13 protein-coding genes and 1 tRNA gene are annotated in these 13,080 nt (G+C 42.6%); 6 read left to right on the top strand and 8 right to left on the bottom strand.

Going from position 1 to position 13,080, the window contains the following annotated elements:
- Window positions 1-2: 2 nt before the first annotated feature.
- The 4 genes from BKM01_RS06410 to BKM01_RS06395 all read right to left on the bottom strand — a co-directional run bounded on the left by BKM01_RS06410 (window position 3) and on the right by BKM01_RS06395 (window position 4,759).
- Window positions 3-77 (bottom strand) — tRNA-His (locus tag BKM01_RS06410).
- Window positions 78-144: 67 nt separating this feature from the next.
- Complete coding sequence (locus tag BKM01_RS06405; RefSeq protein ID WP_072359599.1) at window positions 145-921, bottom strand: sulfide-dependent adenosine diphosphate thiazole synthase; 777 nt, start codon at window positions 919-921, stop codon at window positions 145-147.
- Between the two features lie 239 nt (window positions 922-1,160).
- Entirely contained in the window at window positions 1,161-1,526 is a 366-nt protein-coding gene (locus tag BKM01_RS06400; RefSeq protein WP_072358833.1) for a response regulator, read from the bottom strand.
- Window positions 1,527-1,744: 218 nt separating this feature from the next.
- A complete protein-coding gene (locus BKM01_RS06395) occupies window positions 1,745-4,759 on the bottom strand; it encodes a response regulator (protein WP_158008566.1) in 3,015 nt (1,004 codons plus the stop codon).
- A 291-nt stretch (window positions 4,760-5,050) separates the two neighbouring features.
- On the opposite strand from BKM01_RS06395, the gene BKM01_RS06390 reads away from it, so the two are divergent.
- Both BKM01_RS06390 and BKM01_RS06385 read left to right on the top strand, forming a co-directional pair.
- Window positions 5,051-6,154 carry an AAA family ATPase gene (locus BKM01_RS06390; RefSeq protein ID WP_072358829.1) on the top strand — a complete coding sequence of 368 codons (1,104 nt, stop codon included), beginning with the start codon at window positions 5,051-5,053 and terminating at the stop codon, window positions 6,152-6,154.
- Between the two features lie 14 nt (window positions 6,155-6,168).
- Window positions 6,169-6,432: a hypothetical protein gene (locus BKM01_RS06385; protein WP_072358827.1), complete on the top strand. Its 264-nt coding sequence runs from the start codon at window positions 6,169-6,171 to the stop codon at window positions 6,430-6,432.
- 19 nt (window positions 6,433-6,451) lie between these two features.
- On the opposite strand, the gene BKM01_RS06380 is transcribed toward BKM01_RS06385, so the two are convergent.
- On the bottom strand, window positions 6,452-7,369 hold the full coding sequence (locus BKM01_RS06380; protein WP_072359597.1) for a ribonuclease Z: 918 nt from the start codon (window positions 7,367-7,369) through the stop codon (window positions 6,452-6,454).
- Between the two features lie 152 nt (window positions 7,370-7,521).
- On the opposite strand from BKM01_RS06380, the gene BKM01_RS06375 reads away from it, so the two are divergent.
- The 3 genes from BKM01_RS06375 (at window position 7,522) to BKM01_RS06365 (ending at window position 9,598) form a co-directional block, all read left to right on the top strand.
- A complete protein-coding gene (locus BKM01_RS06375) occupies window positions 7,522-7,899 on the top strand; it encodes a 30S ribosomal protein S8e (RefSeq protein WP_072358825.1) in 378 nt (125 codons plus the stop codon).
- Between the two features lie 26 nt (window positions 7,900-7,925).
- Window positions 7,926-8,417, top strand: coding sequence for an Lrp/AsnC family transcriptional regulator (locus BKM01_RS06370; RefSeq protein ID WP_072358823.1), 492 nt, complete (start codon window positions 7,926-7,928; stop codon window positions 8,415-8,417).
- A gap of 89 nt (window positions 8,418-8,506) precedes the next feature.
- Window positions 8,507-9,598 carry an aminotransferase class I/II-fold pyridoxal phosphate-dependent enzyme gene (locus BKM01_RS06365; RefSeq protein WP_233125577.1) on the top strand — a complete coding sequence of 364 codons (1,092 nt, stop codon included), beginning with the start codon at window positions 8,507-8,509 and terminating at the stop codon, window positions 9,596-9,598.
- 32 nt (window positions 9,599-9,630) lie between these two features.
- On the opposite strand, the gene BKM01_RS06360 is transcribed toward BKM01_RS06365, so the two are convergent.
- The 3 genes from BKM01_RS06360 to BKM01_RS06350 all read right to left on the bottom strand — a co-directional run bounded on the left by BKM01_RS06360 (window position 9,631) and on the right by BKM01_RS06350 (window position 12,282).
- Window positions 9,631-10,407, bottom strand: coding sequence for an NYN domain-containing protein (locus tag BKM01_RS06360; protein ID WP_072358819.1), 777 nt, complete (start codon window positions 10,405-10,407; stop codon window positions 9,631-9,633).
- Between the two features lie 115 nt (window positions 10,408-10,522).
- Complete coding sequence (locus BKM01_RS06355; RefSeq protein WP_072358817.1) at window positions 10,523-11,683, bottom strand: MFS transporter; 1,161 nt, start codon at window positions 11,681-11,683, stop codon at window positions 10,523-10,525.
- A 215-nt stretch (window positions 11,684-11,898) separates the two neighbouring features.
- Window positions 11,899-12,282, bottom strand: coding sequence for a helix-turn-helix domain-containing protein (locus tag BKM01_RS06350; protein ID WP_072358815.1), 384 nt, complete (start codon window positions 12,280-12,282; stop codon window positions 11,899-11,901).
- Between the two features lie 105 nt (window positions 12,283-12,387).
- Here BKM01_RS06350 and BKM01_RS06345 point away from each other — a divergent pair, with 105 nt between their 5' ends.
- Window positions 12,388-13,071, top strand: a complete 684-nt coding sequence (locus BKM01_RS06345; protein ID WP_072358813.1) for a DUF5591 domain-containing protein — start codon at window positions 12,388-12,390, stop codon at window positions 13,069-13,071.
- Window positions 13,072-13,080: the final 9 nt, after the last annotated feature.

Genomic DNA, 13,080 nt, shown 5'->3' with positions numbered 1-13,080 from the left:
AATGGGGCCGGGACCGAGAATCGAACTCAGATCGTAGCCTCCACAGGGCTACAGGATAACCGCTACCCTACCCCGGCATATTGAGAATGCCCTACGCGAGGGCATCCTATACATGTATTTCTCTTAAATAAACTTTTCTCCAGATCAATCTTTCAGAAGGGAAATTGCAAGCTGTGCGGCCTTTTCACCTGAGAGAAGCATACCTCCAAAAACCGGACCCATCCGGGGAGAACCTGCAACTGCATTGGCAGCCATTCCTGTAACTATCAAACCAGGATAAACCTCCCGGGTATTTTCCATTACAAGACGCTCACCATTATCAGCCCACATTGGTTTTTCACCCACTACCTCCTTGCCACCAAAAGCTCCGGGAATTTTGCGCTGCACAGTATTGCAGACAGTAGCCTCATGGCCGGTTCCGTCAAGTACCAAGCGAGAACGGATTGTGAGAGGATCAACATGAAGCCGGCCTATTTCAACTGCTGTCCAGTTAATAACAAGCCCGCATACCTCATCATTATCCCGTATCATAACATCTTCAAAACTTACCAGATTGAATATTTCAACTCCGGCAGAAACCGCTGCACTTATGAGTTTACCTACAGTACCAACCGAGTTTGCCACATAGTAACCTTCTTCATACTCATGATAAGGCACATCAAAATCATCAAGTATCCTGCGCGCTTCTTCCTGGACCACAATACGCGGGAACATCATGCCACCGCCCCACATACCGCCTCCTACAGATAGTTTCTTCTCAAAAAGCACAGTCTTTAATCCTGCTTCTGCAAGATAACGTGCAGCAACAAGGTTTGCCGGGCCTCCACCTACAAGGGCCACATCAACATCAGTATAGTCCAGAAAAACATTGGTAAATTCTTCAACTATCGCTCGGGTAATAATTCTCTCATCAAGTTCCATGGATCCTGCCTCAAATGCTGCTAATTCTCTCATTTGATAGGCCACATATATATTAAAACTATTGGGATACAGAAAAAACAAGACCACTGTGTATGAAATATAATAAAATATCCTGGCAAAAAGTGCCAGATATCTATTAGAAGAGATTATATGCAGAAATTATATTGTAATGAATGCAAGAGTCAGGCCCTTGCAGAAAACTTTTTTAATCCGCCAATGAAATTCAGGAATAGTTATAATTAATTTTCGACATACGATGAAATAGTTTGTTGGAAATCATGTATGTCGATTGGTTTGGATATATAACCCGCACATCCTGCATTAATAAATTTCTTATCATCGCCCCTCATTGCATGTGCTGTCAATGCAACTACAGGAGTATCTTTTGCGTTTTCAATCTCTCTGAATTTTTCCAGAACTTCAAGCCCATCCATTTTGGGCAGCTGCATATCAAGTAAGATGAGATCAAAAATATTATTTTCTACAACATCAAGAGCCTTTGAACCGTCTTCTGCCTGCATTACTTCATATCCGTAAGACTCAAGCAAGTCCACTGTAAGTTCCATGTTCATTGGGTTGTCTTCAACTACCAGAATTGTGGCCATTCTTTAATACCTCCAAATATGATTTTATAAATATCGATATATTTCCCTTTCCCGGAAAATACCTGACTGATTTGATCACAACTTAAATTGAAAAGCTATTGTCTAGTATGTTTCCATATATATATAGTAATAGGCATACAACTTATAAACCCTGAATTTTTTAATACAACTCATTATATAGAAATTCAGGATTGATTCATACAAACCCATAAGCCAAATTAATCATTGCTAGCAGACTCGCCATGACTTTTCTTTGAATCAAGGTGGTTTATTATTTCGATCAGATGATTGCGAGTAAAGGCGCCTTTCTGGAGAATTGAAACTACATTGCCTTCAAAAACAGCTTTCTTTTCAAGATCTTTGGCTGTATGAATAATTATAGGGAGGTCTGCAGTATCACTGTTTTCCCTCAAAGCTGCCATAACGTCAAATCCACTTGTAATTGGCATCATCAAATCCAGGATAATTAGATCAGGAGAATAAGAAAATGTTTTATCGATAGCCTCCTGGCCACCATAGGCACGTATCACATTATACCCCTCAATGTCAAGGGAAGATTTGAGCATTTCTACTGCAGATGGATCATCGTCCACAACAAGTATTGAGGAAGGAGAGCTCGAGGAACTTTCAAGACCATCCAGTACCGTCAATAACCGTTCCCTGTCAATGGGTTTGGAAATATAAGCGGATATGGCATACTCTTTTTTAATTGCATTGGCATTAAGGACAGAAACTATAATTACCGGAATACCGGCAGTATCAGAACTTTTTTTCAGTTTGCCCAAAACGTCCCACCCATTCATCCCCGGCATCATGATATCAAGCAATATCGCGAAAGGTTTTACAACCTCCACATAGCGGGATACAAGATACCCACGAGAGAGGGGCAATGCCCTGTAACCGGCATTGACAACAGTTGAAACAAGCAAATTCCGTGATGAATAGTCGTCCTCAACTACCATTACAATAGGTTCCTTATTGCTCGAATTCAGAGGTTTTTCCAAAAGCGGAAATGGATCAATATCGGTGTTTTCAGAGGTATTTGTACTAGAATCAATAACATATTGGTCTTCGTCTGATTCACCGGTTTCTTCATGATTAGCTTCACAGGAAACTTGGTTTAAAGGAATCGTAAAAGTAAAAGTACTGCCTTCTCCCTTTTTGCTTTTCACCCATACATCACCACCATGCATATTCACAAATCTTTTTACAAGAGATAAACCAAGACCTGTCCCTTCATAATTACGTGAAGAAGATGTGTCTTCCTGGGTAAAGGCATCGAATAAAGTACCTTGAGCTTTTTCAGAGATTCCTACACCAGTATCTGATACCGAAACATGCAACAAATCGTTTTCCACATGGGAAAATAAACGCACCTTTCCCCCTTCGGGTGTAAATTTTATTGCATTGCTGAGGAGATTGTAAAGTACCTGCTTGAATTTTCCCTTATCAGCACATATCTCTTCAGTATAATTATGTTCAACTGAAAGAGAAAGGGATTTCTTATTTCCAAGAGGCATAACAAGTTCCACCACTTCTCTGGAAGCCTCATTTAAAGAGAAAACCTCACATTCAAGCTCCATCTTACCGGCTTCCACTTTTGAAAGATCGAGAATGTCATTGATCAAGTTTAAGAGATGTTTGCCACTTTTGGCAATGTTGGAAACATATTTCTTCTGGGGATCATTGAGTTCACCCCTTACTTCTTCCAGCAGGATATCGGAAAATCCAATCACTGAATTTAAAGGAGTTCTCAATTCATGACTCATATTTGCCAGAAATTCACTCTTGGACCGATTAGCCTGTTCTGCAGCCATTTTTGCATTGTTGAGAGCTTCTTCGATATTTTTTCGCTCTGTCATATTATAGATTACACCCACAATTACAAGATCCCCATTGGATTTTTCAAGGGGGAGAAGGGTTTCTTCGACCCGGTAGCCTTCTATAGTGAATTCAAAATTGCGAGTTTCCCCATCCAGAGCAGCATATAAATGAGGACGAAGAGTTTCAACCATATCTGCAGGCAATACGTCTTCAGGCAACTTACCTACGAAATTATCTTTATCGAACTTGAATCTATCAATCATTTTACCCCCTATTGAAATATATCTCAAATCACTGTCATGCAGGACAACTATTCCATTGGGAAAATTAGATATGATCAATTCAAGTTGTTTATCACGTTCCTGTTTTTCTTTTTCTGCACGATCTCTCTGATAGATTTCCACCTGTAAATTATGGTTCTTACTGTTAATAGCCTGACTGGCCCCACCAAGAGTAACTATTGTGATACCCATCAAAAGAAAGACATACCAATACTGGTAAATCACATCGGAAAGAGCGACTTCACCATAGTTTTCATATGGCCCTAATTTTAATTCTTTCATAGAGTCATGGACCGAGCCATAATCCAGAGGAACAGTCCAGCCTGCATATCCACCTTTTATGGTAGCTTCCGAAAAACGAGGCAATTGAAGCAGGTTCGCAAGCATTTTTTCGGCTACATCCTCAGATACATGAGAACTGCGGGAAAAAGCCCACTGTGGATATAGACGGGTGCTGTGCTTCTGTAAGAAAGAAGAATCAAAATTATCTCCCTCATGTAAACCAGGAGAATGATCCACGTTCAAGCACTTGATATCAACAAAAGAAATCTTGCCTTCCTTTTTCATCGATTCAAGGATCCCGGTACTAACGATCCCCACATCAACCCCCCCAGAAAGCACTGCTTCTACCACTTTGTCCTCTGTACCCCCATAAGTGACATCCATGGCATCTATATCCAATCCTGCATCATTAAATTCTCTCGCAGCCATCCACCAACCCCCAAAGGAATGTTCGTTAACTGCCATTACCGATAAACTTTCAACGTCATTAAGAGAATTCACATTGATCCTGTCGTTTTTAGTGAAGATGACTGAACCAAAGACAGTGTATGAGCGGCCTCCCCAGGATTCTTTCAAAGTTGCTATTCTCTGTACATTGTGATCGACTTCCAGCTCAACATATACCAAAGGGTTTGTGATAAGGAAATCAATTTGTTCATTAGCTACTTCAGAAGTCATCTGTTCAAAATCCATAGGGACAAGCACTACATCCTTTTCCGGAAAACCAGCATCCAGATAATCTATAGTAGGACCCCACCTCTCCATTGCAGCTTCATCTCCCCTGTTTGCAAGCACTCCTATCCTGAGAGGGTCGCCGGAAGCAGAAACTACAATACTGCAAGTCAAAATAATAAATAATACGGCGACTGACATACATAGATACCTGGATATGGGTTTCATGGATGAATATATAGAAAAATTATCTGATATAAATATAACCAAATAAATTAGTATACAAAGAAAGAGAATACATATAAGTTCATCCATCTAATCAATATAAAGCAGTAATAATACATCCGAAAGTGGCAGAAAGTTATTACTTTCTTCAACCGACCATCTAAAATTTAATTTTACAGTAAAATCTTATGGATAAACTTTAATACTGCAACACGACCCATATGACCTAAAGGAGAAAATATGGCAAGATCCGCACAACGTCCCAGTCTGAAAAAAATACCCCAGGAAGCAATCGAGGCAAAAGAATCTACTGCAGAAATTGTAATTTTGCAACCTATTGGTTACCCCCTCTGTGGAATTATTGAAGAATATCCACGCATCGAAGAACCCGAACTTTTCGAATGTTATGCGAGAATGCAATGGAATGGTTACATTGCCCGAAAAAACGATTACCTCTTTGATCACAGAATGTTCCCTGATTTTGCGTACAGAATCCAGGAAGTAAGGCCCGAAGCTACAATAATAGGCCAGTCCACAACAATTGTAGTGAATCAGGAAGAGAAGGAAAAAACGGATATTGAATATCCCGTGGAAGTTGCATTTGATGATATCGTCGGACAGGTTAAAGCAAAACGCAAATGCAAGCTCATCGAGAGATATTTGGAAGAGCCGGAAAGATTTGGCAAATGGGCACCTCGCAACATCCTGTTCCATGGACCATCAGGTACAGGGAAAACCATGGTCGCAAAAGCCCTTGCAAATAAAACTGATGTGGCATTCCTCCCGGTCAAAGCCACACAACTTATAGGAGAATTTGTAGGAGAAGGCTCCCGCCAGATACATCAGCTGTATGAAAGAGCCGGCGAACTTGCACCCAGCATTATTTTCATAGACGAACTGGATGCCATTGCCCTTGATAGGCGATACCAGGAACTCAGGGGCGATGTAGCCGAAATCGTCAACGCCCTGCTAACCGAAATGGACGGTATCAGCCAGAGAGATGGAGTGTGCACCATCTGTGCCACAAACAGGACAGCAGTACTTGACGGCGCAGTAAGAAGCCGTTTTGAAGAGGAGATCGAGTTTGTACTTCCTGGCAAAGAGGAAAGAAAAGAAATAATCGAACTCAATCTACAGACATTCCCCATAAAAGCTGAAGCTAACGTAGGTGAACTTGCAAAACTGACCAACGGCCTTTCAGGAAGAGACATTGTGGAAAAAGTCCTCAAAAGTGCCCTTCACCATGCAATAATGGACGACATGGAAAAAGTTGAAGCACATTATTTTGAAAAAGCTGCATCCGGGTTGCAGAAAAAGGAAACAAATACCCACCTTTACGCCTGAAAAGAGGTGACAAAGTGACAGAAATAGAAGAATCAGACAGGTTCGAGTGCAAAGTTGTCAACATAATAAACAACCTGAAATGGAAAGGAGTGATGGTCAAAGAGATAAAAAGTGGAGGGAATGTTTATTTTGCCCGCACTGATCCTAAGAGGGATTTGAAACCCGGGGATACCCTCTACCTGGGAGTCAGGGAATTACCCAGCCAGATGGAAGAGATGCAGGCCGAAGTTACCCTTTACAACAAAAATGATGAGAAAATCGATTGGACCTTCATTTAAAGGCACGTGAGTGCTTCACTCATTGTTTCCCATAGGGAACTTCAAATTCCATCAGGTCATCTGCCACACAGGTATTTTCGAAAACTTCTTTTGCCTCCTCCAGAAGTACTGAAGAATCGTCAGTATACCTCGAGCTGATATGGGTCAGGATGAGCCGCTGTACCTCTGCTTTTTGTGCCACGTCTGCGGCCTCTTTTGCTGTAGAATGCAGTGATTCACAGGCCCAATCTGCTTTTTCCTGTGCAAGTGTCCCATCATGAATTAAGACATCAGCGTTTTTACTTGCTTTAATAATTGCCTCACACGGGCGAGTATCACCGGTATAGATGAGTTTGCGCCCCTTACGGGAAGGACCTATTACTTCATTGGGATAGATGACCCTGCCATTTACTTCTACAGATTCACCTTTCTGGAGACGGGAAAAAAGGGGGCCTACGGGTACACCCAGCTCTTCAGCATGACGGCGGTCAAATTTGCCCGGGCGGTCATTTTCCACAAGAGAATAGGCAAGAGAAGGAACACTGTGCTCACTTGCAATTGCATTAATCACATAACCTTCCCGTTGGACAGTGTCCCCGGCTTCGAGAGGTACTGCTTTAATCTCAAAATTCAATCGGCAGTAGCCAAGTAGTGATACCAATTTTACAAATTGTTCCACCCAGGCAGGACCATATATAGTCAGTGGAGCATCCCTGCCGTGGAAAGAAAGAGTTTGCAAAAGGCCAGGAATTCCCAGCACATGATCTGCATGAAAATGTGTAATGAATATAGAAGAGAGGGACATCATGCCAGTCCTGGCACGCATCATTTGCTGCTGGGTCCCCTCCCCGCAATCAAAAAGGAGCAACTCCCCCTCCCTGTTGACCAGAATGGAAGAGGGATTCCTGTTCACAGTTGGGAGAGCTCCCCCGGTACCAAGGAACACTACACGAAGCATAATAAATATCATAAGTAAAAGCATTATTTATGATTATCCAAACCCGTGAGAAGTCTATATTCGAAAGGTTCATATACAATATTACAATTAATGAACTCTCCTAATAGCAAAGCTTAGTATTATACTTAAATCACAAAACAGAGGTTCCAATCATGATATCCCAGGGAAGATCAAAGAGAACGGCCACAGCTGCCAAGAGAAAAACAGCACGCGGAAAGAGGAAATATGAAATCGGCAGTGAACCTGCAGAAACACATGTCGCAGAAACAAGAAGGAAATCCGTAAAGACAAGGGGCGGCTGCCACAAAGTAAAACTCCTTCAGGAAAAAATTGCCAATGTCACCGATCCCTCTACCGGCAAGACAGCAGCAGTCACAATAGAGAATGTTACCGACAATGAAGCCAACGAGCACTACGTCAGGCGTAACATACTAACAAAGGGAAGCATCATCAAGACCGAACTTGGAGATGCCAGGATCACCAGTCGTCCGGGCCAGGATGGCGTTGTCAACGCAATTCTTACAAAATAAACAAAAATACAGGTGGCTCAAAGAGCATGGACAGGCAAACAAGGGACATATTGGAGATACTGGAAAATGATGCCAGATCAAGCTATGAGGACATCTCCGCCCTTGTTGACATGACCCCGGAAGAAGTCCAGAAGCGAATCCATCAGCTTGAAAAAGCAAAGATAATCCGCAAATATAAAACAGTGATTGACTGGGAACTTGCCGGGGAAGATTATGTCTATGCGATCATTGAACTGAAGGTAACACTGGAACGCAAACAGGGATACCAGGGTATCGCAGAAAGGCTGTACCGTTTCCCCGAAGTGCGTTCTGTCAGACTTCTTTCAGGAGAACATGACATAGCCCTTACGGTCCGTGGCAAATCCATGAAGCAGGTCGCTTTTTTTGTTGCAGAAAAGATAGCCACTCTGGAACAGGTGCATAACACCGCCACCCATTTCGTACTCAAGACCTACAAAGAAGACGGGTTGATTATGGAAGAGCCCGAACATGTAAAACGTCTGCCGGTTTCCCCCTAAAGGAGGTATGAGAACTGACAGACACTTCACGCTTTGTAGCCAGTTATCTGGACAGAGTACCCCCTTCGGGGATCCGCCGCTTTTTTGACATGGTCTCCGACAATGAGGACATTATATCCCTCGGAGTTGGAGAGCCCGATTATATTACTCCCTGGCACATCCGGGAAGCCTGCATTCATTCACTGGAACAGGGAGAAACGTCCTATACATCCAACTATGGACTTGTAGAACTCAGGGACGAAATATCCAGGATGTACACCCAGAAGCAAGGATTATACTACGACCCTACATCCGAAATACTGGTGACATCGGGAGTAAGTGAAGCACTGGATTTGGCTGTGCGTGCCATTACCGACCCGGGTGATGAGATCATAATTGTGGAGCCCTCTTACGTTGCCTATGCACCTGCAATCATTTTTGCAGGCGGAAACCCGGTTGCCGTACAAACATGCAGGGAAGACGAGTTCAAGCTTACTTCGGAAAATCTGAAAAAAGCAATCACTCCGAAAACCAAAGCCATCCTGCTCAATTATCCAAACAATCCCACCGGAGCCGTGATGGATAAAAAGGAACTGGAACCCATCGCAGACATTGTGGAAGAACATGATATAATGGTCATCTCGGATGAAGTCTATGAAAGGATGACCTATGACACACAGCATACGTGTTTTGCCTCCCTGGATGGCATGAGGCAACGCACCATAGTCCTCAATGGGTTTTCCAAGGCATATTCGATGACCGGTTTTAGAATGGCCTATGCACTTGCCCCTGCACCGGTGTTAGCAGCCATGATGCGCATACACCAGTACAGCATGCTTTGTGCCCCCATAACCGCACAGGTAGGAGCTATAGAGGCCCTCAAGAATGGTGAAGAAGAAGTAGAGAAAATGGTCAATGAATATAACCGGCGTCGCAGACTTATTGTCAAAGGATTCAATAATATAGGCCTGGAATGCTTCAATCCGGGCGGGGCTTTTTACGCATTTCCATCAGTTGCGTCCACAGGCCTGACATCGGAACAATTTGCTGAAAGACTGCTTGAACAGCAACAGGTTGTTACCATACCCGGTGATGTATTCGGCAGGGCAGGAAATGGATACCTAAGATGTGCATATGCAGCCTCCAGAGAAGACATTAAGGAAGCTCTTGAGAGAATCGAGACATTCATATCAAACATCTAAAGCCAATTCCGGAAACCAATTGTGAAGGAAAATCACTTCCCATCACTTTTCTTATCCTTCACGTAAATCAACCGGTTATTGCTGGAATTATCCGCCCGGACTTCATCGATATCAAAAAGGTCTATTGCCCGGAAAATGTCCCACATTTTCTTGTAACCATAATTGCGAGGATCAAAATCCGGCTGTTTCTGCACAAGATTGCTGCCCACATTGCCCAGGAAAGCCCAGCCACTTTCTTCAGCTGAATCTTCTACAGCATCCCTTAGCATTTTAACTAGCTTGCTGTCGCCTTTGAGACGGTTGGTATCCCATTTTCCCGGGGCCTGCATTGGTGACTCAGATACTGTGCCTACTACATCTTCCTCTTTACGCAGGTTTTCCGTATATATGAACTTGTCACAAGCCGCAATAAAGGGTTTTGGAGTCTTGATTTCTCCGAAACCATATACCTTGCGACCCGATTCCCTGATCCGGGATGAAAGGCGTGTGAAATCGCTGTCACTAGAAACAATACAGAAACCATCCAGGGATTCGGAATAAAGCAGGTCCATCGCATCGATAATAAGGGAACTATCGGTAGCATTTTTCCCGTAAGTATAGCTGAATTGCTGTATCGGCTGGATTGAGTGTTCCAGGAGACTGTCCTTCCAGTTTTTAAGGTTGGGACGCGTCCAGTCACCATAAATCCGTTTTACGCTTGCAATCCCGTATTTGGCTATTTCCGAAAAAAGTCCCTCCACTATGGAAGGTTGTGCATTATCAGCATCGATAAGTACTGCCAGTTTCTTCTGTGCTGTATCGGCCTCCATTAATATTCCCCAAAAGATAGTGCAAAATACAGAGCACATCGATCTAATAAATAATCCACTGAATTGATAAATATAACGAGCTTATATCCGTTTGTACTGTCAAACCTAACTTAATTCAGACATCAACAAACCATCCCTTCACCATATAAACAGAAATCCCGGCCAACAAAGCCAATAAACCTGCAAGCAAGAAAACAGTCTGCAGTCCAAAATAAAAATAAACCATCCCCATCAATGCAGGAGACAAACTCATTCCCACATATTTTGTGGAATTATGAATGGAAAGTACGCCCCCTCTTACCTGAGGAGGGGATATGTGAACGATCATCCCGTCTATAACCGTCTGGGAAAGGCCATACCCGCAGCCAAAAATAAACATAAGGGCAATGACAGAGAGTACAGAGTCCACCTGTGTCAACAACAATATAGCAACACTTACAAGGAAAAAGCCAATACCTATCATTGAAATCATCTCAAACCTTGCAGCTATCTTGCGTACATTTGAAGCCACAATAATAACGGCAATTCCCTGAAAAGCGAGTACAATTCCGGATTTATCTGCAGTATATCCGAAATATTCCTTAAGCATAAACGGCACATAAACTACTACTGAATACAGCAGGAAAAATGTCACAAACACCAGAAATATTGTGTAGGCCACACGGAAATCCCTCATTGCACCAAATGCATCCAGTAAACCTCTTTTATTGATTTCCAGATTTTGGGGCCTGGTTTCGGGAAGATGAAAGAACATAATTAATGCAAAGGGCAGGGAAAGAGCATAGAACAGGAATGGATAATTCCATCCGGCAATTGCCAGACCTCCTCCAATAAGAGGAGCCGCAATTATACCAATCGCTATCGTCGTACTGACCCGACCCATTGCGTGTAAACGTTCACTACCAGAATAAGCTTCTCCGATAATCAACATTGCAAGCGACATCATTCCGGCCACTCCCGTACCCTGCAAAAGTCTCAGGATCAGAAGGGTTTGCAAATTAGTGGCAAAAAAACTTGCCAGACCCATTAAACCATATATTAAAAGGCAGGGCACCAGTACTTTTTTCCGATCCAGCCGGTCTACAAAATGGCCAATTACAAGAGTGAAAATTGCGGTAGAGATGGTATAAACTGAAATAACAAGCCCTATTTCATGGGATGTTGTATCAAGAGGCGCCACCATATCAGGCAAAACAGGAGCAAGGATTGCACCGCCTGCCATGGCAAAAAAGGCAGTGATACAAAGCAGCAGCAGATGACTTTTCCCGAATTTCATAGTTCACACCAAATACCAGAGGCAATAGCCACAGTTGCGAAATAGTTCTTCGCATAAATAAATGAATGGGACATCATGCAAAGCATATGAAGAAAAACTCAAAATAACAGGGTAAAATTTCCAGCATCACCTGATTCACCAGGCAACTTTGGACATATCAGGAAAAAGCAACTTCTTTTGTAAAAAATAAACTTACTCCATTCATGTACGAATGTTTAGGCCATTTCATTCCCTACAAGTTCCGTATCAATTTTATTAATAAGAAGACTTACTTTATCATACCACTGGTCAACACTTTCCTGAAGCATTCGTCTGACCTCTGCAGGATTTACAGCCACATATTCATAAAAATAGCCACCTACATCAATGGTATGTGTTTCCCTGTAAACAAGTCCACATGAGATCAGGTTCTGGAGAGAACGATAAGCGGTACTGCGCTCACGACCCAGATGCTTCCCTAGTCTTTCAGCTGTCAGTGGGCCATTGGAAAGGAGTATTTTATAGGCCTTTAGATCCAGGTCTTTTAAGCCCAGAATACACTTGGCAACATCATCGCATTCACAATTAGCTTTCAGCATTTCCGAAATAGAACCCGTCATATTAAAACTCACCTGAAGCCCTATAAACAAAGTTGCACAGATTGTACAAAACCATACTAATCAAATCGTTAATTATATATATAGTTTTTCAGCAACGGTAGTCAAGTGCCCACTATAATACCAGAAAACGAAAGGTCCGATGAACCACTTGATACAGAGCGATTAATCTATCATCCGGACATGATACGTGCCAATGAATGGGTCCTCAATGAATATGAGGCACCTACACGCAAATTCTGCATATTCGTCCCCTGTTCTATGAGAAAACCCTATCATACGAGTCCATCCCACAGGATGTATGACAGGATCATTTTTGACCTGCTAAAGCCCGAAGATGTCCATATAGTAGTTTTTGGAACCTGTGGCGTAACTCCCCGGGAAATTGATAATGAGTACCCTTTTACAGATTATAAATTCATGATGGGAAAATGCAATGTGGCAAAGATCAAGCGGGATTTTATAAGTATGGAAAGCAAAAGACTTGCAACATACCTCGAGAAGACCCGTGACAACTATAGCCACAGGATAGCCTACTGCACAGGTGACTTCAGGAAGGCAATGCTCAAAGGTCTTGAGAAGACGGATATTGAAGTCGATATCGCACCCCGACAAAAAACAATGGAAGAGCATATCCGCCCCAACAAGAGATTCATTTATGGAAGCTTGAGCCAGAAAGGATATCTTCAGGATCTCTCCGATGCAATCACCGATAAATTGGGGATTGAAAGAAGGGTTGTGGGTATTGATCCCGAGTTTTCAGAAAACGATAATGATTGGTATCTTTTGTGAACGAGAACA

Source organism: Methanohalophilus portucalensis (genome assembly GCF_002761295.1).
Lineage (GTDB): Archaea > Halobacteriota > Methanosarcinia > Methanosarcinales > Methanosarcinaceae > Methanohalophilus > Methanohalophilus portucalensis.
The sequence above is the reverse complement of the archived record's forward strand: the minus strand, read 5'-3'. Positions and strand labels throughout refer to the sequence as shown.